Genomic DNA, 26,531 nt, shown 5'->3' with positions numbered 1-26,531 from the left:
TCAAAACCCCATTGGAATTGCACCAGCTACAGAGCGACTATTTAACAATCGTTCCTTAGTTCGCTCAACTGCTTTTACATCGTCTGTCCCTTTGGAGATAGCTAACTCAATAGCTTTAGCCATTTCTTTCATAGTGGCACTATCGAGTTCTCCCGAAAGCTCTAACCGTTGTAATTTTCGACACATAGATAGTGCAGGATTGACTTCTTCTGGTGCATTGATGAGAGATTCTAAAGGAGTTATTTTCATAGTTAATTTACTCCTTTAGAGCCATTGCGTTTAGCTACTGTAATCAGTTCTCCCGGCTTTCTAATAATGTCGGCGTTAGCGCAATCTGGGTAGTAAGTTGTTAGCAGTTTACGCAGTTCATTATCATCATTTGCTATGTCTTCATCAACAGGATGCTGTTGTCCCTCAAAGGAAATTAGCACTTTCTTTTTTGCAGTCATTTTTTATCTCCCAAAAGTAGGTAAGTTATTCAAATTCCAAATAATGTCAGTTGCGTTCCAGTAGTTTTAGATTCTGTAGGCGTAATGGTGCTACTTGCTTCGCTTCTGGGTTTATTTGGGTTAGTAGTTCTTTTCTTTAGGTTGCGAGTATTAGCAATCTGTCGCCGCACCTGACGATTGGGAAAATCTGCTACAAGTTCCTTCAGCAGTTCTTTTAGAGGAGGCGGTAATTCTCCCAAGGATGACTCCCTTATCATTTGGCTAACAGGAAAGTCGCCGTGACTGCTTGCTGAAATGATTACAATCCGTCCCTCTGAATGACCATCATTTGGTTTAAATGTCAAGTGCAGTTCGACGGTACATTTATCGAAGATATAAGGTTCTTCTTGAGGTTCGGATTGTAAATGGCTAGATTCTTCGGTTTCAGAGAGAGTATTTTCTTCATCTGACTCTGCCCATTTTTCATCATCTATGAAGTCTAAATCGTTCGCAGAGGTTGATGATTCAGTAGCGACTGGTTTTTTAACTTTAGCTGGCGAGAGTAGAGCTAAATAAGGTTTTTTAGCTTGCCAGCGAGTTCGGTCAAATAGCAGCCCAAGTTTTTGAAATCTCTCCTCTATGGTTTCTTCATCTTCAGGTTGAATTGTATACTCAATTAGCTCTTCGCTCGTTACCGATAAACTGGCAGCAACGACTACATTTTTTGGTGTTAGCCATTTCATTTGAGCGGTGTTATTTAATAGAATATCATAGTGTATCTGGGCGATAGCCCCCCTAACTGGTGTTAATTAAAATCATTTTTGTTCAAACCTCCACTTAGTAATAGAAGTGGCTCATCGGCGTAGGCTTCTATTTCCAAATAATCGGTCATTGCTTCAGCGACAGTGGCTCGCATAGAACCAAGGGTTACGAATAATCTCCCATCTTTAATGGGAAAAGATATATCAAGGTGATTGTCTCCTTCCTCAATCAACATGATAAGTTTACCTCGATAAACTCGGTAAGTAATTCTATCAAATGTTGAAATGTCAAACGAGTGGTTATTGTGTCTTTTCATGGAAAGTTATAATAAATTAATTCAAAAAACGGGTTAGCAGATAGCCATATAATAGCTATCTGCTGTTAGTGAAATCTGCTCAATCCTTTTTCTAAAAACCTTCTGCTAACCGACTCGTGCTTTCACATTCTTATTAGAAGTATCAGTGTTTTTAGGAATTGCTTTTTCTTTACTTCCAGTCTTCTGTGTGGTAGAATGAGTTTTCTGAGAGTTGGCAGTAGTACGATTAGAAATTATCTCAGTGGCAGCGGTCAGATTTGATGGCACGATTCCGTATTCAACTCTGAGTTTACGCTCAATTCGAGTACCATCAACGGGAATGCCTCGTTTCCAATCTGCTAGTATTTTGCGTTTGTTGGGTGTAACAACTAACTTTTCTGTCCGGTACTCTGTTGGCAAATCGCAAGGATTGATTAACACTTCGCAACTTGGCGGATTTTCCTTGAGTCGAATGTGACGGGAATGGCCGACAATCTCTGTGGGAATTACTCCCTTTAAGTGAAATTCTAGCAGAGTTTTATCCAGATTATTGCGCCACCGTTCCAGTCGTTCAATTGCCTGATTATGCAGTTCTACTAAGTGCTTTAAGCGTGCTTTGACTGCACATATTTCAGCATCTAGTTGGTCTGCTAGTTCGGCTTGCGTATCAGCAGCAGTTTCCTGGTCTGTCTGAATTTCCCAAATTTCTTTGAGGATAACCTCTTCTTCTTCGGGAGTTTCAGCAGTTTCCAATTGATTCCAGAGTTCAACTGCTTGAATCGAATATCTGGCTAACAAATCTTTAGCTAAATACATTAGTTACCACCTTCCACAACAATGAAAATATTCATCAAAAGTTTCAATTCGAGCGAGTATGGCTAGGGTTCCTGGCGTGAGTTCATCTGGTTCAATTTCTTCATCCCCTACTTCCTTACTTTGCATCTCTGGTATTAGTTCTAGGGAGTCAGATTTGAAATCCACTCCTCCAACTAAATGAGCATTAGTGTAGGGAATGAGGATATCAGCTTCATATTTTTGCAGGGACATATTTGTGTAAAACCTCGTCTCAAGTTTAGGAGTTTAAGAATGCCTGCCATTTCGGTTAGAACCCCTTAAAGTTTCAACCTTTTTCAAAGCAGGAACTCGCTGCTTGCGAGAGGGGATTTTTTCTTCAAATATGTCTGGTAATTCTTCTGAAAGGTCATCTTCATCGTCTTCAATATCGTCATTAGTGAAATCAGCATCGTTATCCTCATCCGCGTCATCCACTTCGCTTTCATCTGTCTGGACTTCTGGTTCAGGCGATACAGCAGGTAAGGTAGTGGAGGTAGCGATGATGTCATAGCCGAGTTCTAGGATTAGCGAATTTACTACGCTTTCCATCTGCTGTTCCGATAACCCAGGAGTCGTTTTCTTGAGTTCCTGCTGTTTCATTAGCATCCACACTTCCAGAGTTTCTTCTGGTGTTGCAGTCTTCAATGCCAATTTGATTTTTCTAGTCAGTTTGTCCCGCGTCGATTTGAGACGGTCTGTGGCGATTTTTTGTGTATTATTGGGCTGATTTGTAGGCATAAGTAGTGGCGTACCAAATTATTATTTCCACCCCAATATCTGGGCGTTATCCCATTTATCAGTCGATGACATCGGAAATTAGGTAGAGGTGTGTATAATTCCTTGGTCTGATGAGATACGACGCGCATATTTAGTAAGTTAAATAGTGAAAATATACATAATTTGAGCTTGTACATCGCCTACAAAAAGCATAACTATGAGCCAAATAAGAGGCTTTTATCCAGTTATTCTTATCCCTGATTCAATTCGTCAGTTCTGCGCGGATAACCCGATACCTATTTGGGAAGAAAGTGCTAGTCCTACAATAAAACCGCCTTTTCCGCCGCGACTGCCAGTTTTCACTAATTCCCGTTACTATTTGGTAATTATGCTTTGGATAGCCAGTGTTGGGGTGGTAATGTTGGTTAACTGGCTGTTTGGCATGAGTTCTATAGCTTTTTGGTCAGCGCTGGTGTGTGCGTCAGTTAGTGCAGTAGCGGCTTTTTCTTATCTGCGATTTGTGGATTTTCAAGTGCGCGATTGTTACAAGCAACGACTAGCTGAGTATCAACAACAGTTAGTTAAATATGAAAGTCATCAATTGCGTCGCTTGCAGTCAAAAGGCAAGGAATTTGAGAGATATAATTTTATGCTACAGAAGCGATCTAAGCGGTTTTTGAGATTGTTGAAAGAGATTGTTGAACAGCCCGCAGGTCAGGGTAAGGGAGGAGTACAGCAAGGGGTCAGTGAAAAGCAGTTTTTTGTTTACTTATGCCGTTATTTTTATGGGTTTTATGACTTCTGTATGGGGGGTGAGTTTTCTATACCTGGTACATCTTTGCGTTACACTGCTGATTTTATTCTAGTTCACCAACCGATTGGTTTAGCGATAGATATCGAGATTGATGAACCTTATGAGGGGCGAACAGGAAAGCCTCATCATTGTGTGGATAGGGGGAAAGATAGTCAGCGCAATCAGTTTTTCTTAGAGAGAAATTGGGCGGTGATTCGGTTTTCTGAGTTGCAAGTTGTCAAATACCCGGACTCGTGTTGTAAAGTTATTGCTAGAGTCATTTTTCAAATCACAGGTGATTATAGAGGTTTAGTTCAATTACAAAATGTTAAAGACTTACTACCTCAGAAACAATGGAAAGTTAAGGAAGCTGTTTATATGGGTAAAACTAAATTTCGCAACTCTTACTTGACAAAATGTTCCTCAAACTGAATAAGGTTTGTAAGTTAGAGTCGCCCAAAAAACAGCATTGATAATTGTAGAGCTTCTTATTCGGGCTGGCTTCGGACTGTTTCTATTGCCTCATTGAGCCAATCTAGATAGGTCTGTTCTCGTCGCGTTACCAACTCCAGTACCAACCCCTGCATTTTCTGCTCGCGAGATGCTTTGGAATCGTCCTTGGAAAGAAGAGCGATCGCCTTGCATTCAGCTAGTTTCTCATGCCGCGCTGCCAACTCTTGCTCTAGCAAATGAATAATCGCCTGATTCGGTAGCTGAGCAGCAAAGTAGAGTTGCACTACCAAGGGTTCTCGCAGAATTGGTAGAGGCTGATGAGTCCCAAGCCATTGATTTAATGCCGCTTCACCTGCTTCTGTAATCTGGTAAACCTTGCGATTAGGGCGATCGTGCTGAATTTCCACCGTGCAGGTAATCCAACCTTGTGCCTCTAGTTTTTCCAATGTGCGATAAATCTGTGCCTGATCTGCTGGCCACAGGTGGGCAATACAATCGTCAAAACACTGAGTTTTGAGGTCGTAGCCAGTCCGCTCCTGTTGCTGAAGCAGACCGAGAATAACGTGGGCGAGAGACATAGACGGTTTACCGAATTAAGGAGTGATACAAGCCCTACTCGTGAGTCTTATATACTACTATACTTCACGCTGCAACCAGGCGCATCCGTTGTCCAAAGAGTACCGAAAGAATACAATGCCTTTGCATATCTGCTGGATGGTTCTGGTTTGTTTGGCACCGAACAGGAGCGCGGTGACGATGGGCAAATGGTGATGTTTGCACCAGATGGGGATGAGGTTGTAATTACCAATCCTGCTGATGCTCAACAACCCCTCGATTTCCTACTAATTGCAGGTGTACCGTTGAATGAGCCTGTGGTGCGCTACGGCCCGTTTGTGATGAACACCGAAGCTGAAATTATACAAGCGATCGCAGATTACCAAAATGGAAGGATGGGACGGATTCATGTTTAATACACTTCAACACCGGATTAATCGACATCAACTTTTGAGCGAGTTACGAATCAAATTGCTGGACTTGCACAAAATATTGTTGAATGCTGAGCGCGTCACTTACGAACAAGTGCGGGGAACTGTTTCCAGAGGGGAATTGCTACAACTGGCGATTAATGACGCTCGATTTGCTTGGTTGCATCAACTCTCCCAATTGATTGTGCAAATTGAGGATCTGATCCATGCCGATGAGCCTGTTACAAAAGAAGCGATCGCTACTCTCATTACTGAGGTTCGGATTTTGCTCACACCTGACGCATCGGGAAATGATTTTGCGATGAAGTATGATGCAGCCCTGCAAAGCAATCCTGATGTGGTGTTAGCCCATGCTGATGTTGTCATGGTGCTAGCTAATAGTGAACAATAAACTGATTCTGTTTGTCCAAGTTGAGTGCAATTTGGACAAACTATTTCTTCAAATTCATTACATTAGGAGATGACTTTGACAACAAACACAATTAGCTACAAGCTACTGCTGCATAATCAGCAATAACAACATCAGAGCGAGTTAAGAGCGAAGTAAATATGAACCAGATGAATCCCGATTCGATTACCGGAACGATTTCGCTAACCGTGCAGCCTCAGACTAATGGACAGTATACGTGCCAGATGTCAACAGATTTGAGTGACTGCCCCACTGCGGACATCCGTTGCTACGGTCAAACAAAGGAACATACAATTGCGATCGCCTTAGAGCAGTTAGCCGAGCGTTATCGCCAGATTGCTGAGGAACGTCAGAATCGAGACTGGGATGCCGTAGAGCGAACTGAGGCAGGTTTGGCGATCGCTAAACATTATCATGTAATTTTGCACTATGAACGTATTGCTGAAGCCGAATCAAAGTTTGAGGCAATGCACGATACGATGATGGGAAATACGGTTGTTGAGAATGCGAAAATTACTATAGTCGAAATTGCTGCTAATTTGCCGATTGAGCCACTGACTTGAACGGTACAACTGTATTTGTGAATGATTGACTGCATATCTGAAAATTTTAGGTGGAATTGGAGGTAATTTGAATTGCATCAACTATTATTAAAATCTATTAATTGAGAGCGCAATTCCAACTCGTCAGCCCCAGTCTTTTGAGTTCTGCAACCATCAATGGATACGCTTCTAAATTCGGGTCACTCTTAACAATTACTACTGCCATACAACGAGCTAAATTCAGCAAATCCTCATCATCCAGTATATTCGCCAAAGCAAATTCTGAAATTCCCGATTGGCGATAGCCCATCACAACTCCCGGCCCACGCAATCGCAAATCCATCTCCGAAATAAAGAACCCATCAGTAGACTTTTCCAACACCTCAAGACGTGCCTTGGCTTCTGCTGTTTTACTGGTATCTAGCAGCAAACAATAGGAACGGTGCGAACCCCGACCGACGCGACCTCTTAACTGGTGCAGTTGAGCTAAGCCAAAGCGATCGGCATGGTCAATTAAAATGACTGTAGCATTGGGAACATCGACGCCCACTTCAACCACAGTGGTGGAAACCAAGATTTGAGTTTTGTTGTCGCGGAAGGATTTGAGCGCTTCATCTTTCTCGGCTGATGTCATCCGACCGTGCAGCAATCCTACCCTAAATTCGGGGAAAATTTCTGTTGAAAGTCGCTCGTATTCGGCTACTGCTGCTCTCAAATCTAGCTTTTCCGATTCTTCCACCAGGGGAAGAATGATGTACGCCTGACGACCTTGAAGTACCTGATGGTGGATGAAATCGTAAGCTGGAGCGCCTTTATTAATCACTTTCGTGTGAATCTTCTGTCGCCCTGGCGGTAACTCGTCAATCTGACTGACATCCAAATCTCCGTGCAACGTCAGTGCTAAGGTACGTGGAATAGGAGTCGCCGTCATTGTCAGTACATGAGGTCTATTTCCCTTGTTGAGTAAATTCTGCCGCTGCTGTACTCCGAATCTATGCTGTTCGTCAATCACCACCAAACCGAGTTGATTGAAGTTGACTTTTTCTTGCAGCAGTGCGTGAGTTCCCACTAACAGGGAAAGTTCGCCCGTTTCCAGTTGGGCGTGGATTTCTCTGCGTTTGGCAGTTTTCGTAGAACCCGTCAGCAATTGAACAGAAACCCCAAGGGGTTCAAACCATGTAGCAATCTTCCTATAATGCTGTTCGGCTAACACTTCTGTAGGGGCCATCAGTGCCGCTTGGTAGCCGGATTGAATAGCGACGAGGATAGCAACGACTGCAACAACCGTTTTACCAGAACCAACATCCCCCTGTACCAATCGGTTCATCGGGGTTTTGGCAGTCATGTCGTTGAGAATATCGTTGATGACCTGACGTTGAGCTAAGGTAAGCGAGAAGGGAAGTTGAGAGTAAAACTGTTCTACCAGTGGGCTAGTAGGGGTTATTTTTGTAATAGCTGAACGTGCTAAAAGTTGACGGCGGCGCACGAGGAATGATAGCTGAAGATAGAAGAATTCATCAAATACCAGGCGACGGCGGGCAGCTTCTAGTTGGGGTTCGTCTGGGGGTTGGTGGATATTTGCGATCGCTACCTGTAATTCCATCAAACCACATTTTCGTCGGAGATGCTGCGGTAGGGGGTCAATTAGTAGCTCAGTCATTTCCAAAGCTGAGGATACTGCTTCTTGAACGATTTCGTTGCTAACTCCTTTTGTTAATGGATAAATCGGGATAATTGAGTTTTTCGTATCCCTTACTTGGTCTAAATCAATTAGTTGAATTTCAGGGGAAGTTAATATCATTCCATAATACCGGTCTGCCTTAACTACCCCCGATACAGTAACAATGCTTCCATTAACGTACATCAAATTTTGCTCGTTTCTCCACTGTTGAGATTGATAATAGGTATGATTGAAGAAACGTTTACAGGCTATGTTACCTGTTTTATCCTTGACGATAAGTGTTTGGATTGTTAGTCGAGGATTTTTAGGCGGACTGATAATTTCGTGTTTCTTAATTTTGCCCACAATTGTGACAGAATCTCCTATTTGTAAACCGGCTATTTTAACTCGCCGATACTTGATGTAGTCGCGGGGAAAGTAAAGCAGTAGGTCGAGGATGCTGGTAATGCCAAGTTTTTCAAGCAGTCGGCAATTGTTTCTGCTTAACGCTGGCAGAGCATGAATTGGTAAATGCAGGTTCATGGGATTTAATAAGTTGAAAGCGCTCGTGCGGCTGCGTTAGCAGCGAGAAAGTAAAAATATTTCTCTTGCTTTCAAAAATAATCAAGGGCTTATTGAAGCGAAAAAGCGCTTTCATTAATACTCTGAAACCGAGAGAATTTGCCCAAAAACAGTTCTCTGTAAAGTGCTTAAATATCAAATGCGATCGCTTTACTGCTGCATGATAGGAAATGTACAAGACACGAACATAGTCTTTTGATTGCTAATCCAAGCTCAAACCAGAATTGCTATCGCGTAATGTGTTCTCTGGCACATCACTTGTTTGATCAACTTCATCTGATTGGGTTTCCATTTCTTGAACATCGGTTATCAGTATCCCATTCCACCCACTAATACCGGGGTTTATTCGTTTGGCTTGAGGTAGTATCGAGATAATTTCTTGGGACAATTTCTCGCCAAATTCATCTCCTTTCAAACCGACTACTATCGCGGGAATACCTCTGAGAAATTCTGTTGGCAAGGAAGATATAGCATCGATACTTAAGTACAAAGTCGGTTTGCGATCAAAATCGGGGTCGAGAGCGATCGCAGACAGCATTTCCACCGGATTGCTGGCAATAACGGCTCTTTCAATATCGTTTTGAGTCGCTATCCAGAAAATACCTTGTTCGCTGTCTTTTGCAAGTGATATTCCCGCATTACTGCCAATGGAAAATGTTCCATTAGACTCCCAAGTGCAGGTTCCCATATAATCTCCGGTAAGCGTGCGGAGAGTAAACACAGCACGGGCTTGGCCATCTATATCTATCCACCCTTTATCGTGTAACAGGTCTATCAATTCGGAGGGGAGGCAGGCATTTTCTACCAGCCTTTCTCGCACGGATTGCCAGTGAAGAGTTAAATCTGGTTCGTTTGTCTCTTGATTTAATGGTTCATCCAGGGATACATCTTCTGACTTAACATTTGAAGAATCAGTGGCACTCTCTTCAACAGACGTTCCTTATTAAAACTGCGAGAAGCTGGTGCCAAGTCGTACTTTTCTTCCAATTTTTGAATCAATTTTTCGCTGCGTAGATAGTTCCAGCTATCGGATACGCAAGTTCCTTTTTCATCCAATTTGATGCGGCTGGCTGCAATATGAATGTGGTCGTGTTCGCGGTCGGTATGGCGGATAATGGCAAATAGGTTTTGATCGAGTCCCATTCCTTCTAGGTAATCAAGAGCGATCGCCCGCCATTTGGCATCGGGGATATACTCGCCAGAAGGTACGCTTAAGGTGGCATGGTAAACTGGTTTTTCAACTCTAGGATTGAGTTGTTTGGAGAAGAGAAACTCCGCAGCTAGTTCCTGGGCATTTTCTCCTACCATATTTCCTCCAATCAGTAAAGCTCCTTCTTTGGAGAAGAGGTAATTGAGCAATGGGGTAAAAGTTTTACCGATTTTCTGCTTACCAATCATTACTAAGCTTAAAACTTGTGTAGTAAAACAAGTGATAATTTGTGGATTTTTTTATTAATAATCTTCGCTAAAACATTCTAAATTTCCCTCAATATCGCTTAAATTCATTAGAACTGGGACGTTCATTTGCTGTTGCTGTACTTGCTTAAGCAGTGCTAAAGTTTCCTCAATCAAATCCTTAAAGTTGGCTGGTTGTGTAATTTTTTCCCCCATCCATAATGCTTGTTCTGTAGCAAGGGCAATCGGTTTAAGCCGGAGGTTAAGTTCAGCTAATTTTTGGCACAAAGCAGGTTGATGTTGTTGTTTAAAAGTGTGGTATCGGAATAAACCGCTGATACTCAATTGGAGATTTTTAGCCAAAGATCCAGCAAGTTGAAGTTCTTCTGGTGTTAGGTATATGGCTATTCTTTTGATTCGTTTGGATTTCGACATGGCTATTTGGTGTTGGGGTAACAAGCTTAGGACTTATGCACTGTAACGCCAGCACAAGGGTTTCAGCTTCTTTACAAGCGCCAAGAATAGGGTAATTTGGCACGGGAGTGCGTAAGTCTTAGAACTTTATCCTTCGATTGCGATCGCTCTGCGCGTTGGTCTAGCCAGTGGTAGGCATATCGAGTAGGCTCAGCAACCATCCTGTCTGGGCGACTTAGACGCACCTCTGACACAGCTTGCTACCAAAAGCTTCGTTTTAGCCTAAGCCGTGAGTCCGATTTTTAGAGGTGCTGGGATTCAGACAACTGGCTGAGGGAGGGGAGGTTTTAGGAGGGTTAATAAGTAGTAAGTGCGTTTTAATCCCTCAATAGCTGTTGTTTTACAGCCTTCTTGTGAGGTAGCACGCTTGGCTTGGCGTGAAAGTTATTTCTGCACGCCCAAAGGTACAGGGCTATTTTTTTACCACTCTTGAAACTTCAATTAGGAAGACTTGCAATATGAGTGAAACTACTATCGAAACTATCTGGCCTCAAGCGATCGCGGCCTACGATTATGGGGGGTCAGCTACCAAAATTCTCTACGCAGGGCCAAAGAATCAAATTCGACTGCTGTGCATGGAACCGGAGGTCGTATCTGTACCGCAGGAATCAGTTTTGGCTTATACCAGAGACCAGTTGGGGTTAGCTGAGCCTGAGAATACGGCTTGGGTTGCCTTTAGGAATGATTACAGAGCAGTGGGGTATTTGGCGAAAGAGAGGTTTCACGCCAATGCTGGCCTTTCGGAACTCAAGTACGAAAGGGCGCTGCACAAAACTCTGGCTGGGATGTGGGCGATTAAGGAAAAGCTGAATTTGCCTGCAAAATTTACGGCGGCGATCGCCGTGTTGTTGCCACCGGGGGAATATGAAGACCGAAATCGGTTCGAGCGGGTGCTGCGTGAAGCTTTAGCGGATTATCAAACTCCTACAGGCTCAATGAGCGTGGAATTGTTGGCGTTTAACTGCAAGCCAGAGGGGGGTGGCATTTACTTAATGCACAACAAGAAAGTTGGTTCTGTTTTGAAAGAGCGGGTGTGTGCGATCGCGATGATTGGCTACCGCAATGCTAGCCTGCTGGTTGTTCAGCGGGGAGATGTCAGGCCGGGAAAAACGAGCGATTTGGGCTTCATCCGCATGGTGGAGAGGGTGGTAGCTAGGACTTCGGGGCAGACTGCTGAGCGATTGACTCCCGCGATCGCCGCAGCGGGATCTGAGTTTAAGGCAGGTTCTTTGATGCGGTTGGCTCGCAGCACGACTAAGCAAGGGCGGGCGGAAGAAGTACAGCAGATGATAGCAGCAATTAAAGAGGCGCGGCCTGAATATGTGCGGAGTCTCACGAGTTGGTTGGATGAGAATTTGCCGCTGGATTGCGATGAATTGGTGTTCTGTGGTGGGACGGCTGATTATCTCCGTAGGGAGTTAAACGAACATTACGATCGCTTCCCGCTTATTTGGAATGCGGAAGTTGCTATGCCACCTATTTTGGCTATGCCGTGCGGCTTTGTTTAGTGAGGATGAGAAGAAGTTTTACGAAGCAGATCGGATTTTTGAATTGGCGTTTGAGAAGAGCGTGATTGTCAATTTACCGGCTCAGGTTTATCCTTTGGTGACTAAGTGGATGGGAAGGAACAATTTAATTGAGTTGGGGAAGCAATCTCGTATTAGTTTTTGCAAGTGGTTTATTTGCACGGGGGGCTACGATAGCGTGCAACTCTTTTTGAAGTCAGTTAAGCATTTTGATAATAAGATTGCTCACGTTCTTGTCCGCAATTTGGGATTGGAGGATGATTGGAGTTCTGTGGAAGAGATGGAGGAGGTGCAGAATGCGATTAAAAAGTATGAGGTGAAGGTGATTGATTTTCCTAAGTTTTATTCGCGGGAAAGGAATGCGATTGATGCTCAGGGGATAACTTTTGATTTGGCAAGAAATAGTCAGGAACTCGGTGTGTTGGGCCGGCAGCGGATTAAGTCGTTTATGTTGTCTGCTTATGAGGCGTTTGAAACTACGGGGATGTTGCCGTGAGTTATGGTGCTGTTGATACTAAATCTTTGCTGGATATTGCTTTAGAGGGGCAATCTGAGGAGTATCGGCGCAAGGTTTTGGAGTTGGCTTTTAAGGGGAAAATTGAGCCGACTGACCCGATTTTTTTGATTTTGTTGGCTACTGGTCGATTGGAAGTATTGATTCAAGAGAGTCCTAAACCGGAGGATTTTGAGTTAGCATTCTAATTATCAGCTACATAATTAACAAATAGCTGAATTAGTATTTCTAGGAAGCGGTATGCAGGCTATAAAAAAGCACCTGTAGGGGTTGTCTCTTGGCAAAAGCTTAACAAAGATTCCACACTGACAGGCTGATTAGCTTGTATTGCTTTATTTAATGCACGACTAATTATTAATTCAACTATATCAGAAGGTGTAAAGCCTATTTCTTTACCATTGATTATTTTGGGTTGTGTAGCTTCTACTAGCCTATCTATATCATCTTTATTGAATCCCATACCTTGTAAAGATGATTCCAATAATATTTGACGGGCTTTTTCATCAGGTCTCTTGAATTCATAATAGTAGCTACGTCGCAATAATGCCGGATCAATCCGTCCTGTTAAATTTGTAGCAAACAAAGCGACAACTCGTGCTTGTAGTCCTTTGCGTAAACTATCTACACCAATAATAATTGAATCGACTATTGCTAAATTCTCTTGCGCTCCCGAACTTGAATCAGTTTGTTCGCGTGAGCCTACCATAGCTTCAGCTTCGTCAAAAAAAAGAATTATAGGTTCTTTATGTTTAATATACTCTTTTTTAACCTGTTCAAATAGTTTTACAATCATGCTACTAGCTCGTCCCTGATATCCCATGCCTCGCATCATCAGCCCCAGGTGTTTAAAATGAACTTTCTCACCTAACTTTTTCGCTAATGCCACTCCCATACTGGTTGCTAGTGCTGTTTTTCCAGTGCCAGGATCGCCACCAAAAACAATTACAGGAGCTTTGTTTGCAGTAGTCAGAAGTGCAGGTAATACAGTTTGATAATATTGCTGACTCCACTTCTCTTTTTTTTCAAATGGAGTTAACAAACTTATCACTTCTAGAAGTATTTCTTCCTTAGCGATCCCAACTAGCGATTTATAAATTTCCATGTAATAAAAATCTAGCTTTTGAGGATTGAATGTTATCTGAAACGTAACAAGTTCATCTAATTCGGAAGTTGGTAAAGGGTCCATAATTATATCTCCTTGAGCTAACGAAGATTTATTAAAATCTTTTTCTGAACTGACATGAAAAGTAGTGGTGTTGTCAACTGTGAAATTGGTAGGTGGATCGATTCTTTCCAGATGTGCAGAAAAGCTTTGTTTTGCACCTCCAACTATTACGGTGATTTTTTCTAAGTACATTCCTATATCACTGGCACTTATTTTTTGTCCTATAATGTGTTGACGAAGCGATTGAATGATAGCTTTTTCTGTTGTGCTAGTTATTGGAAAAAAGCCATAGTCCCAGCAAATCATCCAAAATAAAGATGGCATTTTAGATCCCCTTATCCTAATTTACCTAGAGTTTAGTTTTCCCTAATGTTATCAATCAAAGTATCAAAGGCAGTGCCAATGCACCTTCCCCAGATCGTAGAAATAGCAGTTTTGCCCAAAAAAATAAATAATTTTCCTGTTCTAGTATCCCACCATTTCGGCTGACTTTTTACGGATTTTGCTAACTCCTTCCTAGCATTATCTTTTGCTTTTTTTACATTGTCATTATCATTTTTATCTTCATAGTAAGTAACCTCCTTTGCCATCGTAGTAGCCAAATCGCGAACTTTTTTAACTTCATCGTAAAATTCCTTATCTTGCAGTGATATTCGTGTAACGTTCAACTCCAGAGATTGATCTTGCCAATTAGCTTTTTCTGTAACTAAATAATTATTAATCAAACTGGATATTTTATAAATTTGATTGCTATTTGCTAACTCAAATCCTTTAGCATTGATTTCTTGAATAATATTTTCTACAGATACTAAAGTTGGCAGGCTTAATCGATTAGGTGAAATAGTCAAAGTTGTTTGAATTACTGAAGATGTAGGCAGTTTTAAAAGCTGATAAACTTGCTCCGGTAGATAGAGAAATAAATGTAAATGGCTCATAATTGTTAATTTTAATTTGTTACTAAAATTGATATTTTTCAAGCTTTTTTAAACTTCCAAACTTGCACTTCAACTCCAAGATTACCGCTAGCATAAAGCCCTAAGCTGCTCCAATTTTCTCCCTCGTATCTACGCTGAAAACTGGAGTTTTCTCCTGGTATTGACCATCTTGTATTACTCACAATACTTCTTTGTTGTTCTTTTGACAAATTTGACATAGTATCTGACCAAATAACCCAAGAAGTAAATACTGCTGAACTCGGAATCCAGACTGCTTCTACGGGTTTTCCTCCCGTTCCCTGACGACCTCCATTTGTTACAGATGTGACATCTCCACCTAGAAGAACTTTATATCGATACTCGTGATATACAAGATTTGAGTTAGTTGGATCATATATGCTGAATCCTATATCAGAAACAGCATTATTTATTAGAAGAGTCATAAAGTTATCTTCTAAATCATCGGCTTCATCTGAAGAAAGAAGATTTGGGTAAGCTTTACTTAGACTTTTTAAATCCCTTTTAACCTGTTGAGCTACATAAATTATATCATTTCCGGTAATCGATATCGATGTGGAAATAACAATGCTTTTCATTTTTATCTACCTATAAGTTGAGTTAACATCAAAGCTAGTCTTTAGTGGTAATTAATAATGCGTTTTAAATAATTCAACCAGCCTCTTTTTTTTTTAAAATAAGAGAATCGCTTTTTTCAAAAATTGTATTTTTTATATATAGTTGGTCTTCCTCGGATGTACGTTTAAATTTTTCGGTAAATTTAAGCTGAATTTTCAGGCAGGAATACTCTTTATTTTCTTGATATTGCTCTATTATTAAAGGTAAAGGTTCTCCGGATCGAACTAAATTATTGCTTGAATTCAGTTCAAACTTCCATTGAATTATAATAAGTTTTTTATGATTCTCTAAAATTGAAAACTCTACTCCTCGAATATAATTATTAAGAAAACATTTTTGTAGATCATTAGTAATTTGCTTTGCTGAAATACTACCAAGTAGTTCTGTTTCCGAAGCAAGTTTCAAAAGTTCATTCTCTATTATACTTAAGTCAATACATATATTAGAGTCATTTATTTTTTGCTCTAATGATTCATGTTTATCTCGTAACCCAAGTTTTTTTGAACTTCTATCTAAATCGTTAGTGATTGTATAATTTTTATCCCAAATAGTGTTACAGAGAAGCTTTTCCTGGGAGGGGGGATCTAGCTCTAAAAATTGAGACGACCATTTTACAACACAATCTAAGTATGCTTCTTGTTTAATCTTATTGAGTGATGCAAGAATTGTTTGGATATCTATACCAATTCGTTCTGGGTAATTTTTATCGCTTAAATTGTAACTCCATTTCAATAACTCTTGCTTGTCGCGACCATTGCGTACTGATAGTTCAATCACATCTGCAAGTTCATTAATCAGACAAGTCTCGATACTATCAAAAATATCCGACCTTTCTTCCGCACTTAACACATGGGGATACTGAGAGCGAATATGTCTAAGCTCGGAATTAATTTCATGGGCTATTCCCAAAATGTCCATTATTTTTTCTCCTTGAGTGCATAAGAGTCCGCAGCAGAGTAAGTATGAATTAAATATGAATGTAACCAAACAGCTTACCAACTTAGTAAAATCTTAAGAATTTCTACATAAGATGTATTACCCAGTTCTCTCTGCTCCAGCTTATGCAGTCCACCCCCATATACGCACTCCTCAGCCATCACCACCTCATCAGAAATCTGATCGAGCGCCTGTCACACCTCTTTGAGCAATTCTGGCTTATCCGAAAATATATTGTCAAGAGCAGGTTTAGGATACAACATCAAATAAACATTGGTAGCCGTTGCCCTTGAGTGATCCAGGATAAATCGAAAAGGTCTACCTCTACCAGTATCCTGACGATCCATATAGGTAGAGAGGAACGGCGAAGGAGGATGCTTTTCCTGCGAGTACCAGGGAGTACAATGTTTGCACAGGTAGCGATCGCCCACATCCTCTCTTACCCATTAATAGTCTCTGCTGCTTGACCTTTACCTTTACCTTGAAGTCTAGCCAGACGTTGCTCTCGCAGACCAGTATCTACCATCGCAATTAATTCATCAAGCTGGAGTGTGAGCAAGTCGATTTGTTGGTTAACTTCGCGCCACCTAGCGACACTTCGCGCTCTCGTTTGGGGGTCGGGTATTTGGAGTTGTTGATTCATGGCAGATTCCAATTTTGTTTGGTTTCAGAAATGCTTGCCTCTACAGCACCGATTAATGCCTCAGTCTGCTCAATGGTTTGAGCCAATAAGTTCAGCATAGCATCAGGAGCTATCGGCTGGTATTCAGCTATTCCTAGTGCCAGAGTATGCAAACGTGAGTAAGGCATTCTCAGTCTCTCAACACTGCTTTGCATCTGATCTAGTTCTGGTAGGGTTGCCTCATTCTCACCAAACCGTTCAAATAGATCAAACTCAGTGGCTTTGGCTTCATCAATTAGTTCTACTAACCGTCGCTGCAAGTAAAAGATATTATTTAAAGTTTGGTCTGGTAATTTGGCCATTCTGCCCCAGATATAGAGAAGACAAGACTACATCATACCCAAAAAAGCTGCAACTACCAGGGAAGGTGTTTGCACGCCTGCGATATGCCTCCGGCACACTACGCGAACGCACTTCTAGTTTTTGAGCGCAACTCCAGTCAATCAACCAACTGCTTTGATAAAACTTCAACAACCTTCGCAGCTAAACTATTACCCAATTCCCTCGGTTCCAGCTTATGCAATCCACCCCCATACACGCGCCCCTCACCCATCAGTGCCTCATCAGAAATTTGATCGAGCGCCTGCCACACCTCTTTAAGCAATTCTGGTCGATCTAAAAGCACTTTGGCAAGAGCAGGTTTAGGATACAACATCAAATATACATTGGTAGCCGTCGCCATTGAATGATTCAGAATAAATCGAAAAGGTCTACCTCTACCAGTATCCTGACGGCCCATATAAGTACAGAGGAACGGCGAAGGAGGACGCTTTTCCTGAGAATACCAGGGTGAGCGATGCTTGCACAGGTAGCGATCGCAAATTTCCTGCTCTACTCCCATCTCCAAATATTCCCACAGCGACGGATACTTAGCTTTCACCTCATCAGGGGGCAAATCGCACGATAGTAAGAATAACCGACGATCTAGAATCGGATTTCCCAAGCGATCGCCCTCAATCTCATCAACTGATAACAACCGGGGACTGGGCAAAACTGGCTTGAGAAATTCAAAGGGCAATTTGTAAGCAGAAACTTGCTCTAGTGTTAACACAAAAAAATCGTTCGCTCCCGTCGCCAGCCCCCGTTTAATAGTAAATAAGTCCTTAAGTTTCAACGGCTGTTCTTGAGAATTCACGCTACCAGACATCAGTCCAAACTTAGTCCACTTAGCTGCACTGCGTAGCGACTCCACCGACACGATCAGCGACATTTTAGATGCTGTCAAACTCCCTCCATAGGTAAACTCAACAGCATGGTTAGCAGGTGGCAAAGCTTTCTTAAACCAAACCACTGCTGACGTACAGAGTGCATCTTCAAACTGCGCGTCAGCAGCATCGAAACAGTGAATTCGTAGTAGGGTAACGCGATTTAGCAAGTAATCCTTAATTTGCCGTCCGTAATTCACATCCATAAATCCACTGGGAATCAGCCACCCCGCTAATCCATCAACAGCCATACTCGCATCCGCAATGCACAAAAAATGGCAGTAAAGACTAGCCAACTGACTGAGTTTAACTCCCGCTGTTTGCTGTGCTAGCTGTTGCAGCCGCAGCTTTTCAACTCGGTTCAAATGATGGTGCCGGACATAGGGGGGATTGCAAATTACTAAGTTAGCTTTTGCTTCATCAGAGTTAGGGGGTGTCGCTTGGGTAAAGTCAGCGATATTCAGATGTAGCGAAGTGTCACTCCAAAGCTTAATCGCTTCGTTTCCGTAATGGGGGTCAATTTCATAGCCAACTGCTTTAACAATTTGCGATCGCCCAAATTGCTGCAATAATGCCGAATAAAAAGAACCTGTGCCAAAAGCTGGGTCGAGAAAACGAATTTTAATGTCTGACGGCAACAGCATTGAAGCATATTTGAGAATATCTGCTGCCAGTGTTGGAGGTGTAGCAAACTGACCTAGCTTATTTCGCTGAGCTTGAGTTCTAGCTCCATCCAGTTGCGATTGCCGCAACATTCGTGTCAATTCAATTGTTGCAGTTACATTCATATTTCAAATAGCGCTAAATCATCAATCCGATGTTCCCAAACCCAGTCAATTCCTTCGGCCGCTTCGTAACCCAAATAGCCACTGTCAAAGTAACCGCAAAGAAACAAAATAAAACGCACGTTATTGCCGTAATTGCTCCTCAATTGAGTCATTTTAATAGCTTCTTCCTTGCGTCGCTTATTGGGATTGGTATAGTCACCGGCAGATTTCGCTTCAATCAGTAACGGGAATTCACCAGGGCTAGAATCAATTGGCACGAGCGCAACATCAATAGGGATATTAATTTGTTTGGTGCCGGACTGTAAAAGTACCGGGATATTGAGCCGAAACGAGAAAGTCCCCGGTTGCATTGTCTCAAAACTTAATCCGGCTCCTCCTCTAACATAGGAATAACCACGCTGTTCCAGCCATTGTCTGATCATAGTAAGCTGCCTTCGTTCTTGAGCGTTGCGAACGATCGGGTCAGAAATAGCACCGCAAAGGCGATCGGCTACAATTGTTGCTGCTCTTTGAACTTCACTATCAGTTGGCTGCTGTCGGCTTTCTAGCCAAGGAAAAATATCTTTGTCGAGCAGTCGTGCAATAATTTGACTAATTTTTGTGAGTTCAGCATCCAGAGTTGCAATGTCTGCCCGGGGCGGAATTCGCTGTTTCTCTTCCATATTTTTGACTAGGTTGGGCGACACTCCTGCTAAACCGATCAGGCGATCTCGCGCAATTGGCGGCGCTGCCGCCATGCGTAAAATGGGCAAAACCTCTGGATGCTGTTGCAGCAGGGCAGACGTGATGTTGGTCAGATTGGCTGTCTCAGCTAAGGCGGATTCAACTTGTTGAGTTGTAGCAATGCGAGTGTCGCGGTAGGCTTTTGGAGCAAACTGCATGAACCAATTGTTATAGAAGTCTACCGACAGGGCAATATCGGGTTTCCACAAGTGTGGTTTGTCGGCATTAACTGGCACTGCATCTCCTCTAATCGCGACCCTGGCTTAAATAGCTTAGATTGCTGGAACGTCTCTGTTGTATTATCCACCAAGCGGTTGCTCTTGAAGCGGATTTAGTCAACTAAACCAGCGCGAAGAGCTCTGACAGCCGCTTGAGTGCGATCGTCGCAAGACAGCTTATTAAGGATGTTACGCACATGAGTTTTCACAGTACCGAGGGAAATGTATAGCTGCTTGCAAATTTCCTCATTGCTACAACCTTCAACAATCAACTCTATAACCTCTTTTTCGCGTTCTGTTAAAGGGTTCGCCATTAACAAATGACTGTATTCTGGCTCGACTCCATTGATTGACACAGTGGAAATGGTTGCTGAGTTAACAGCTTCCTTAAAAGGGTTATTCATGCGAGCCAAAACGATTCTGGCAATTGAAGAATCGATCCAGTTTTCACCAGCATTTGTCTCAACAACAGCTTCCACTAACTTTTCAAAACTGACATCTTTCATGCAGTAAGAGTCGGCTCCCGCTGCAAAAGCTGCCAGCACTGATTCCTCATTATCCTGCATCGTCAAAATCAATACTTTCGGTTGGTTATCGACGCTTTGAGTTTGGGCAGTTTGTATGTATTCTTTGAACCTTTTTGTCAGTTCAATCCCATCTATCAACCCTGGCAGTCCGATATCAACGATCGCTACATCAGGCCGGGTTTTCTCCAGTAAAGTTATCCCTTGCAGGCCGTTAGCTGCTTCTCCGATAAATTGAAGTTCTTCGCAGTCTTCTAAAGCTGCTTTGATTCCCGCCCTTGTCAGGTGATGGTCTTCAATTAAGGCAACACTAATTTTATTCATGGTTGGTTTGTTTAAAAAAAGGACAATTGTACTTCAGCGACACGAGTGTGTCCAAGGTAGAACCTATGTGCTCTTTTGTATCCAAACAAGACTTTTAGAGCGAGATGGGGAGCTGTACAGTAAATGTGCTGCCTTGACCCACCGTTGATGTCACGTCAATGCTGCCAGAATGGGCTTCTACAATCCGGTGGGACAAATGCAGCCCCAAGCCGCAACCTGCTCTAGCATGGTTTCCGGTGCGGAATCGTTCAAACAGCGTGGCTTGTTCTGAGGCTCTGATGCCGGGGCCGGTGTCTTCTACACTAATGCTTACCGACTTAACATCTGAACGGACAACGATTTTCACACAACCAAAATCGGTGAATTTAATGGCATTTCCGACTAAGTTGGTGATGACTCGGCGGAGTTCCAGGCGATCGCCCTCAATCCGCAGCGGTTGGGAGTCAGGCTCGTCGAAAGTTAGAACAAGTCCTTTGTCGATAGCCACAGCCTCCAGTTCCTTGACGACCTCTTTGACCAGTTTTTTCAGGTCAAAGGGGGCGATCGCGAGGCTCTTGCAACCAGATTCAAATCGGTGAACTTCCAGTAAAGTATTGACTAACAAAAGCAAATTTTGGTTACTGTTACCGATGGTAGCGATCGCCTCTATCGCTTTTTGAGGTAGTTCGCCGAATTTCCCTCGTTGGAGTAGGGTCAGCATTCTATCAGCGCCGACAAGGGGAATCCGCAAGTCGTGGGTAAGACGAGCCACAAAATCCTCTCGTGCCTTTGTCATTTCCAGCATCGCATCTATGCTGTGTTTGAGTCGGAGGAGGCTGCGGACGCGAGCCAGTAACTCATTTACTTGAATAGGCTTGCAAACGAAATCATCAGCACCCAAGTCTAGCCCATCTGCGATAGTCGTTTATAAGTCTTGTTTTCTGTCGTTTGAGAGCGAATCATTTGGCTGATACTTGTTCCAGGCACGGGCAAAAGCGTTGAGCGACTTTTGAAAATTGGTCAAAAAATAGCCGGACAGGGTTTGATAGTTTGCTGGCAGTGAAAGTTGGCTGCGGTTTGAGAGAGTGTTAGTTTGTACCATATTTATCAACCTTCGCAAGACTTGGTTGGAGTCGGTATTTTTCGGGTTCAGTTCTAAGTGTTAATCTATCAACTACTAAGCTTGAGCTAGCTCTACCTAAAAGCTGATTTTTCCTTCACTGCTGCCAAGCTAATTTCTGATTTAAGGCAGAAGCTAGAATGCGGAGCTTTAATTCAGAATAAGTGTCAAGCGCTTCTGCCTTTGAATAGAATTATCACTTTTTTGGGCTGAACTTTTTCTCTCAACTCGGGTTGTAGCGACTAGCTGGAATGCGGCAGCGCTAAATTTTTCCTAATCTGCTAAGAGGGATTCTAGCTCTGTGAGAATTTTTTGGAGGCGTTTCTGCTTCTTTGGATCGTTCCAAACTTTTGACTTGTTCGCTTTTGTTAAAGCTCCCTTAATTTGGGTTTTCAGATTTTCTTCGGGTTTTTCTACCGAAGTATCTGTCTTTAAATCTGCGATGCGTTCTTTAATTTGAGTTAAAGATAGACCTTCCGCGATCGCAGATTCCAGAAGCAACGTTCTGGCTGGCTCATCTTTAACTTTGGCGATCGCTCGCGCCTTAGTGTACTCGATCTGACCCCGGCGCAGGGCTTCTTGAATGTCTGCTGGCAGCTTCAGCAATCCTAGTCTGTTGCTGACGAAAGACTCCCATGACATCCGCCCCAATTCGCTAAAAACCTTGGTAACTATTTGCATTTCAGGATGAATGATAACGTTATCATTCATCCTCTGCACGTCATTTTGCATCCGGTAGAGCAGGTGTATCACCTCTTCTCGATCGTATTCAAGGTGATGGGAGAGCAGTTGCAAAATCCCCTCTGTTTCTTCAACTGGGTTGAGGTCTTCCCGCTGGAGGTTCTCAACTAAGGCGACGCGCAAAGCTTGTTGTTCTGTCAAATCCCGAACGATAACAGGGACTTCTGTTAATCCTAGTTCTCTAGCTGCCCGATACCGCCTTTCGCCTGCGACTAGCTCGTATTTTTCCTCTCCCAAGGGACGAACTAATAAAGGTTGGAGAATTCCGTCAGTTTTTACTGACTCAACCAAAGCCTGCATTGCTTGGGAGTCAAAGTATCGCCGGGGTTGAGAGGAGGCAATCTGGATCGATTCAATCGATAGAAGTCTCTCTGTTGGTTCTACCACTTCATCATCTCCAAATAAAACGCTCAAATTTGCCTTACCTTTATAGGGTTGGTCATTCTTACTTGACATTGAGTTTCTCCATCTTGGCTGCTAATTGGTCTAATATTTTGACAACGGGATTTTTAGGTTCGTAAACAGCAAGCGGGACTTGTTTCTCCGAAGCATCCGCGAACGCAGTTATGCGGGGAATGGGAGTGTAAACGGGGGCGACGGTCGAAAACTGCTCGTTTATGGCTTTGAGAGTCCGCTTGTCCTGAGAGTTGGCAGCCGCGTAGCGCGAGGGAACAAAACCAGCTACCTGTAAAGAACGGTTCCCCTTCTTCTTGATTCTGGCTACTGTTTGTAACAACAGGTTGGTGCCCTCAAAGGCTTTGTAGTGAGTCTCAACGGGGACTAAGACGTGAGTAGCGGCGATCAGGCTGATGTAGCTGAGCAAGCCTAAACTGGGAGGGCAATCTATGAGGATAAATTCGTAGTTGTCTTGAATGGGGGCGATCGCATCTTTGAGGCGAATTTCCCGAAAATCCATGTTAACCAATTGAATTTCAGCGGCGCTAAGGTTGATGTTTGTAGGAGCCAAATCCATGCCGTGAATACCCGTGTGGATGGGCAGAGGCTCTTCATTGACAATGGCATCAAACACAGTTTTATCCAAGTTCTGAGAGTCAACGCCCATGAAGAGCGTCAGGGAACCTTGAGGATCGATATCGATGAGCAGAACTTTGCGACCGCGCTTAGATAATTGGTAGCCAAGATTGAGCGTGATTGTGGTTTTCCCCACACCGCCGGCTTGGTTGAATAGCGAGATGATCTTTGTCATAACTTGTGCTCCTGTAGCGTGCCGCCATAGTTCCATCCTGCGTGCAAGAGGATGTGGCGGTTAAAACTGTAAGCATATTTGCACTCTTGTTGAAGTCTGGGGATATCTGCACTTTTTGCATAAACCCTATCCTCTGACCGTCTTGTAGAAAAACTTATAGTTATACTCTCATATCAAGGTGATATTTTTTAAGGCGCATTAGGGATTTTTTTATTTTTCCCCAGGTTTAGCAATTGGCAAGAGTCATAGAATTTAACCGCGCCGCAAACCCACCCCATTCGGCTAAGACTTCGACGGTGAGCGCAGTTTGGCTCAACTCACCGTCGAATCCTTCAGGAGGGCGAGAATTATCCACTTAAGAGCCTAATTTTCTGCCAGTTCTGTAAAGAATCCTAAGCTCGCTTTTTGATGGGATTGTAGGGATAAGGATACTTGATTGTTAGTTTGATGGAGCCAGGAAGAACCTCTGGTTGATTAACAATGCAGTAAATGAGATATCCAGCCCGTTCCACTTCTGTCCAAGCTAGAGGCGAGAACTGGGCAGACTCACAAATGGCGCGTTTAACCAATCCCGGTCGGCTACGGTTCTCAAATAAAGCTTGTACGAATTGCGTGGGATTGGCTATGGCAGGAGATAAAAGCTTGGAGAATTTTCTAGGATGAACAGTCCGAAGATAATTGAGAGTAGCTTGTCCATTGAGTGCTTCAATTAGAGATGGGGAAATTTGCAAGTGCTGAAGCAGCAAGTTAATATCTTCGTCAGTATTGCTTACTGCCCATAAATTATTCTCGATCCATCCCCAAACTATCTGCTCAACCTCTTTAATCGTAGCTACGAGAAAGCGATTTCCTTTGTAGGTAAATCCTGATACGTGAGGTAGTTGGGGAAGAGACCAATCGGCAAGGGCGCGATCGCTATCTAGTAGCAATAGGATGGACGCTAGTATGTGCCTCCTGCTATGCCGCAGGGGATCTGCGGGTATAGGCTGTCGAGAACTCTGTTGATGGTTAAATTGCATGGGAACGGCGTTCTCCGATTAACAGTAAAAGTTACTGATTTAAGCTAAAAGCTAAAGGCGGTAAACTCAATCCGCCGTCCTTCCTAATTTCCCACCTCAAAAGTCATTGGCAAAATTACTCTGGCGGACTATTCAAACGCGATTCAGATGCAAAAACTATCGTCCGATTGGTGGTTGTTTGTTCTAATTCCAGCTAGCTATAGCAATAGGCGTTTGTTCGACTACTTTTTGATACAACAAGTACGGCTTTAATGTTCTGTGCCTTGAGAACTAAAGTTATTTACAACTGAGGGTGTACTGAGAATGACAAGAGTGCATGATAGGTTGATTGCTAAAAGATAGACGTACTTTTAAGTGGCGGCAGGCTTATGTTTTTAGGGACGATGCAGAGATTTTCTCCTGAGTATATTTTGAGGCTGAAACAAATAGGGTTAGCTTTTTTTGAGAAGATAGCAACTGACCGAGCAATAGCTGGAGAAACCCAAGATTTTTATCAGGGATTGCTGGCGGGATTGGATGGGGCAGTTAAGTTAATAGATGAAGAAGGCGGGGTACAAACACTTAGCCTTTTAGAAGCTAAAATAGCAACTTTTATCAATGAAGATGACTCACCCCAACAATCTCTAAGTTCGAGTTCAGCAGCAGGCGACTGTAAGCTATCCATTTCTAGGTTGCCTGTTAAATCCATTTCTCAACTCAGACAAATTGGAAGAGAAATCGATTGCGAACCGGCTATAAAAGATTGTGTCTGCATCGGCGAGACTCAAGATTTCTATCACGGCTGCCTCGCTGCTATTGATTTTGCCCTGTCTTTGGCAGGTGAGAAATATGCCTATGCTCAAATCAGTCTGGTAAAAACTAATGCCGCCAATTTCATCGAATTAAGCAAAGATTGGGAACGCCGAGTTCTTGAACTTAAAGGCTTATCCTCCTTAAAGAGGCAAGATGGGCAACCAAAACAAAATTTGCTGGTTTGGCTGTCACAAGTGGATGGTGACAATCAAGTTGGGACATTGGTTGGTGAAGGAGAGGGGGATGAAGCTGATTCGCGATCGACAGAAGCGGGGACTTTAGATACTGAAATACAGGCGCAAGATTTAAAGAGCGATCGCTCTGATTCTAGCGAACTAATCGTACCTCTTGCTTTAAGCAATTTGGCTCTTTTGAAAGACCAGAATGAAAGTGAAGAGGGAGTCCGAGAACAGTTTACAGAAGAGGTAGTAAAGCTAGAAGAAGAAGAGCGCTTAGAGCTAGAGAATTTGCTATCTAGGGCTTTATTAGATGGCTATCAACAGTTGAAGCTGCGGAAATGCAAGGTTATAGAAGATTGGACAGCATTTTTAGAGTCGGGTGAAGCAATTAGGGTGATTTCAGATCGAGACAGCCACATTGTGCTGCGGATTACAGTAGAGGGTGAAGTGCAAAGCGCTTTATCTTATGGCGATGCAGAGGTTTTGGGTGCAACTGTTAAAGAAAACTCAGAGGTTTTGGGTAACTTAAAGCCGATAATTCTGAACCCGCCAGGGGGCGATTTGAATGCTGATTCAGTACAGCCAGCAGCCACAATGGATATTCAGCAGGTAAAAATGGCTGAGTCTATTCTACCAACGGCTCAAAGAGCTTTTGAGTATTTAATCAATTATGCACGCGATCGCGTGCAAGAGACTGATGAGTACACTCGCGTTCGGGTAGGAGATTTGTACGATTTGATAGTGAGAGAGTCGGAGGGGGTTTCGGTGTCTTCTCTGACTGTTTCTGTCCGAGGGGAGTTAATCAAAGTTCGCGGAGAAACTTTGGTTTTAGCTCAGGGTATTTCCTCTGAAGATATTGATTTTTGGGCAGTGGTGGCAGAGGAGCTAGATCGGATAGAGGCGAGGGGTAGGGATTGGGAGCGAGCGGAACCAGATAGTGCTAGTGGTTTAGGGCGCTGAATCGCTGGAAATATAAATTTTCAGGAAC

General features: G+C 43.0%; 36 protein-coding genes. 8 read left to right on the top strand and 28 right to left on the bottom strand.

Annotation, left to right across the window (positions count from 1 at the left end; all coding sequences use genetic code 11):
* The 7 genes from OSCI_RS00220 to OSCI_RS00190 form a co-directional block, all read right to left on the bottom strand.
* Complete coding sequence (locus tag OSCI_RS00220; RefSeq protein ID WP_007352812.1) at nucleotides 1–249, bottom strand: hypothetical protein; 249 nt, start codon at nucleotides 247–249, stop codon at nucleotides 1–3.
* A 2-nt stretch (nucleotides 250–251) separates the two neighbouring features.
* Complete coding sequence (locus OSCI_RS00215) at nucleotides 252–449, bottom strand: hypothetical protein (protein WP_007352811.1); 198 nt, start codon at nucleotides 447–449, stop codon at nucleotides 252–254.
* A 29-nt stretch (nucleotides 450–478) separates the two neighbouring features.
* Nucleotides 479–1,171, bottom strand: coding sequence for a hypothetical protein (locus OSCI_RS00210; protein WP_007352810.1), 693 nt, complete (start codon nucleotides 1,169–1,171; stop codon nucleotides 479–481).
* Nucleotides 1,172–1,233: 62 nt separating this feature from the next.
* Nucleotides 1,234–1,506 carry a hypothetical protein gene (locus OSCI_RS00205; protein ID WP_234708672.1) on the bottom strand — a complete coding sequence of 91 codons (273 nt, stop codon included), beginning with the start codon at nucleotides 1,504–1,506 and terminating at the stop codon, nucleotides 1,234–1,236.
* Nucleotides 1,507–1,611: 105 nt separating this feature from the next.
* Nucleotides 1,612–2,301, bottom strand: a complete 690-nt coding sequence (locus tag OSCI_RS00200) for a siphovirus Gp157 family protein (RefSeq protein WP_007352808.1) — start codon at nucleotides 2,299–2,301, stop codon at nucleotides 1,612–1,614.
* A gap of 3 nt (nucleotides 2,302–2,304) precedes the next feature.
* Nucleotides 2,305–2,532, bottom strand: a complete 228-nt coding sequence (locus tag OSCI_RS00195; protein WP_007352807.1) for a hypothetical protein — start codon at nucleotides 2,530–2,532, stop codon at nucleotides 2,305–2,307.
* A gap of 33 nt (nucleotides 2,533–2,565) precedes the next feature.
* Entirely contained in the window at nucleotides 2,566–3,057 is a 492-nt protein-coding gene (locus OSCI_RS00190; protein WP_007352806.1) for a hypothetical protein, read from the bottom strand.
* 196 nt (nucleotides 3,058–3,253) lie between these two features.
* Here OSCI_RS00190 and OSCI_RS00185 point away from each other — a divergent pair, with 196 nt between their 5' ends.
* Complete coding sequence (locus OSCI_RS00185) at nucleotides 3,254–4,261, top strand: hypothetical protein (RefSeq protein ID WP_007352805.1); 1,008 nt, start codon at nucleotides 3,254–3,256, stop codon at nucleotides 4,259–4,261.
* A 56-nt stretch (nucleotides 4,262–4,317) separates the two neighbouring features.
* Here OSCI_RS00185 and OSCI_RS00180 read toward each other — a convergent pair whose 3' ends face one another.
* Complete coding sequence (locus OSCI_RS00180) at nucleotides 4,318–4,860, bottom strand: PadR family transcriptional regulator (protein WP_007352804.1); 543 nt, start codon at nucleotides 4,858–4,860, stop codon at nucleotides 4,318–4,320.
* Here OSCI_RS00180 and OSCI_RS00175 point away from each other — a divergent pair.
* The 3 genes from OSCI_RS00175 (at nucleotide 4,846) to OSCI_RS00165 (ending at nucleotide 6,240) form a co-directional block, all read left to right on the top strand.
* Complete coding sequence (locus OSCI_RS00175; protein WP_234708671.1) at nucleotides 4,846–5,253, top strand: pirin-like C-terminal cupin domain-containing protein; 408 nt, start codon at nucleotides 4,846–4,848, stop codon at nucleotides 5,251–5,253. The genes OSCI_RS00180 and OSCI_RS00175 overlap by 15 nt on opposite strands.
* Nucleotides 5,246–5,659 (top strand): hypothetical protein, encoded by a 414-nt coding sequence (locus tag OSCI_RS00170; protein WP_007352802.1) that lies wholly within the window; start codon nucleotides 5,246–5,248, stop codon nucleotides 5,657–5,659. Before OSCI_RS00175 ends, OSCI_RS00170 begins: the two co-directional genes overlap by 8 nt.
* A 158-nt stretch (nucleotides 5,660–5,817) precedes the next feature.
* On the top strand, nucleotides 5,818–6,240 hold the full coding sequence (locus tag OSCI_RS00165; RefSeq protein ID WP_007352801.1) for a hypothetical protein: 423 nt from the start codon (nucleotides 5,818–5,820) through the stop codon (nucleotides 6,238–6,240).
* Nucleotides 6,241–6,337: 97 nt separating this feature from the next.
* On the opposite strand, the gene recG is transcribed toward OSCI_RS00165, so the two are convergent.
* The 4 genes from recG to OSCI_RS00145 form a co-directional block, all read right to left on the bottom strand.
* Nucleotides 6,338–8,422 carry an ATP-dependent DNA helicase RecG gene (recG, locus tag OSCI_RS00160; RefSeq protein ID WP_007352800.1) on the bottom strand — a complete coding sequence of 695 codons (2,085 nt, stop codon included), beginning with the start codon at nucleotides 8,420–8,422 and terminating at the stop codon, nucleotides 6,338–6,340.
* Between the two features lie 241 nt (nucleotides 8,423–8,663).
* A complete protein-coding gene (locus tag OSCI_RS31160; RefSeq protein ID WP_007352799.1) occupies nucleotides 8,664–9,281 on the bottom strand; it encodes a hypothetical protein in 618 nt (205 codons plus the stop codon).
* Nucleotides 9,282–9,325: 44 nt separating this feature from the next.
* Nucleotides 9,326–9,859, bottom strand: a complete 534-nt coding sequence (locus OSCI_RS31155) for a relaxase/mobilization nuclease domain-containing protein (protein WP_007352798.1) — start codon at nucleotides 9,857–9,859, stop codon at nucleotides 9,326–9,328.
* A 54-nt stretch (nucleotides 9,860–9,913) separates the two neighbouring features.
* On the bottom strand, nucleotides 9,914–10,291 hold the full coding sequence (locus OSCI_RS00145) for a hypothetical protein (protein WP_007352797.1): 378 nt from the start codon (nucleotides 10,289–10,291) through the stop codon (nucleotides 9,914–9,916).
* 497 nt (nucleotides 10,292–10,788) lie between these two features.
* On the opposite strand from OSCI_RS00145, the gene OSCI_RS00140 reads away from it, so the two are divergent.
* Genes OSCI_RS00140 through OSCI_RS00130 form a run of 3 tightly spaced genes read left to right on the top strand, consistent with a single transcriptional unit; the run spans nucleotide 10,789 to nucleotide 12,558 of the window.
* The gene (locus tag OSCI_RS00140) at nucleotides 10,789–11,838 is read left to right on the top strand and encodes a ParM/StbA family protein (RefSeq protein ID WP_007352796.1); all 1,050 of its coding nucleotides are present in this window, start codon (nucleotides 10,789–10,791) and stop codon (nucleotides 11,836–11,838) included.
* Nucleotides 11,795–12,352 carry a mobilization protein gene (locus tag OSCI_RS00135; RefSeq protein WP_193387009.1) on the top strand — a complete coding sequence of 186 codons (558 nt, stop codon included), beginning with the start codon at nucleotides 11,795–11,797 and terminating at the stop codon, nucleotides 12,350–12,352. Before OSCI_RS00140 ends, OSCI_RS00135 begins: the two co-directional genes overlap by 44 nt.
* Entirely contained in the window at nucleotides 12,349–12,558 is a 210-nt protein-coding gene (locus OSCI_RS00130; RefSeq protein WP_007352794.1) for a DUF6753 family protein, read from the top strand. Before OSCI_RS00135 ends, OSCI_RS00130 begins: the two co-directional genes overlap by 4 nt.
* A 59-nt stretch (nucleotides 12,559–12,617) precedes the next feature.
* On the opposite strand, the gene OSCI_RS00125 is transcribed toward OSCI_RS00130, so the two are convergent.
* From OSCI_RS00125 to OSCI_RS00065, 16 genes are all read right to left on the bottom strand, one after another.
* The gene (locus OSCI_RS00125; protein WP_007352793.1) at nucleotides 12,618–13,859 is read right to left on the bottom strand and encodes an AAA family ATPase; all 1,242 of its coding nucleotides are present in this window, start codon (nucleotides 13,857–13,859) and stop codon (nucleotides 12,618–12,620) included.
* Between the two features lie 32 nt (nucleotides 13,860–13,891).
* Nucleotides 13,892–14,512 (bottom strand): hypothetical protein, encoded by a 621-nt coding sequence (locus tag OSCI_RS00120; protein WP_019488090.1) that lies wholly within the window; start codon nucleotides 14,510–14,512, stop codon nucleotides 13,892–13,894.
* The gene (locus tag OSCI_RS00115; protein WP_007352791.1) at nucleotides 14,509–15,066 is read right to left on the bottom strand and encodes a hypothetical protein; all 558 of its coding nucleotides are present in this window, start codon (nucleotides 15,064–15,066) and stop codon (nucleotides 14,509–14,511) included. Before OSCI_RS00115 ends, OSCI_RS00120 begins: the two co-directional genes overlap by 4 nt.
* Nucleotides 15,067–15,139: 73 nt before the next feature.
* The gene (locus OSCI_RS00110; RefSeq protein WP_007352790.1) at nucleotides 15,140–16,024 is read right to left on the bottom strand and encodes a hypothetical protein; all 885 of its coding nucleotides are present in this window, start codon (nucleotides 16,022–16,024) and stop codon (nucleotides 15,140–15,142) included.
* Nucleotides 16,025–16,236: 212 nt separating this feature from the next.
* Nucleotides 16,237–16,473: a hypothetical protein gene (locus OSCI_RS29415; protein WP_148288981.1), complete on the bottom strand. Its 237-nt coding sequence runs from the start codon at nucleotides 16,471–16,473 to the stop codon at nucleotides 16,237–16,239.
* Between the two features lie 8 nt (nucleotides 16,474–16,481).
* Nucleotides 16,482–16,685, bottom strand: coding sequence for a hypothetical protein (locus tag OSCI_RS00105; RefSeq protein ID WP_007352788.1), 204 nt, complete (start codon nucleotides 16,683–16,685; stop codon nucleotides 16,482–16,484).
* Nucleotides 16,682–17,026 carry a hypothetical protein gene (locus OSCI_RS00100; protein ID WP_007352787.1) on the bottom strand — a complete coding sequence of 115 codons (345 nt, stop codon included), beginning with the start codon at nucleotides 17,024–17,026 and terminating at the stop codon, nucleotides 16,682–16,684. The genes OSCI_RS00105 and OSCI_RS00100 overlap by 4 nt, the downstream gene beginning before the upstream one ends.
* A 137-nt stretch (nucleotides 17,027–17,163) precedes the next feature.
* A complete protein-coding gene (locus OSCI_RS00095; RefSeq protein ID WP_007352786.1) occupies nucleotides 17,164–18,717 on the bottom strand; it encodes an Eco57I restriction-modification methylase domain-containing protein in 1,554 nt (517 codons plus the stop codon).
* Nucleotides 18,714–19,676: a XamI family restriction endonuclease gene (locus tag OSCI_RS00090; protein WP_007352785.1), complete on the bottom strand. Its 963-nt coding sequence runs from the start codon at nucleotides 19,674–19,676 to the stop codon at nucleotides 18,714–18,716. The genes OSCI_RS00095 and OSCI_RS00090 overlap by 4 nt, the downstream gene beginning before the upstream one ends.
* A 95-nt stretch (nucleotides 19,677–19,771) precedes the next feature.
* Entirely contained in the window at nucleotides 19,772–20,506 is a 735-nt protein-coding gene (locus OSCI_RS00085; RefSeq protein ID WP_007352784.1) for a response regulator, read from the bottom strand.
* A 94-nt stretch (nucleotides 20,507–20,600) separates the two neighbouring features.
* A complete protein-coding gene (locus OSCI_RS00080) occupies nucleotides 20,601–21,386 on the bottom strand; it encodes a hybrid sensor histidine kinase/response regulator (RefSeq protein ID WP_007352783.1) in 786 nt (261 codons plus the stop codon).
* Between the two features lie 24 nt (nucleotides 21,387–21,410).
* Nucleotides 21,411–21,587 (bottom strand): hypothetical protein, encoded by a 177-nt coding sequence (locus OSCI_RS29410; protein WP_157135534.1) that lies wholly within the window; start codon nucleotides 21,585–21,587, stop codon nucleotides 21,411–21,413.
* Nucleotides 21,588–21,878: 291 nt separating this feature from the next.
* Nucleotides 21,879–22,802 (bottom strand): ParB/RepB/Spo0J family partition protein, encoded by a 924-nt coding sequence (locus OSCI_RS00075; RefSeq protein ID WP_007352782.1) that lies wholly within the window; start codon nucleotides 22,800–22,802, stop codon nucleotides 21,879–21,881.
* Nucleotides 22,792–23,553 (bottom strand): ParA family protein, encoded by a 762-nt coding sequence (locus OSCI_RS00070; RefSeq protein ID WP_019488086.1) that lies wholly within the window; start codon nucleotides 23,551–23,553, stop codon nucleotides 22,792–22,794. Before OSCI_RS00070 ends, OSCI_RS00075 begins: the two co-directional genes overlap by 11 nt.
* Nucleotides 23,554–23,779: 226 nt before the next feature.
* Nucleotides 23,780–23,908 (bottom strand): hypothetical protein, encoded by a 129-nt coding sequence (locus OSCI_RS31800; protein ID WP_007352780.1) that lies wholly within the window; start codon nucleotides 23,906–23,908, stop codon nucleotides 23,780–23,782.
* Nucleotides 23,909–23,945: 37 nt separating this feature from the next.
* Entirely contained in the window at nucleotides 23,946–24,572 is a 627-nt protein-coding gene (locus OSCI_RS00065) for a hypothetical protein (protein ID WP_007352779.1), read from the bottom strand.
* A 383-nt stretch (nucleotides 24,573–24,955) separates the two neighbouring features.
* On the opposite strand from OSCI_RS00065, the gene OSCI_RS00060 reads away from it, so the two are divergent.
* On the top strand, nucleotides 24,956–26,503 hold the full coding sequence (locus tag OSCI_RS00060; RefSeq protein ID WP_234708670.1) for a hypothetical protein: 1,548 nt from the start codon (nucleotides 24,956–24,958) through the stop codon (nucleotides 26,501–26,503).
* Nucleotides 26,504–26,531 lie beyond the last annotated feature (28 nt).

It is taken from the genome of Kamptonema sp. PCC 6506, assembly GCF_000180455.1.
Lineage (GTDB): Bacteria > Cyanobacteriota > Cyanobacteriia > Cyanobacteriales > Microcoleaceae > Kamptonema > Kamptonema formosum.
This window is presented reverse-complemented; position numbering and strand designations above follow the sequence as displayed.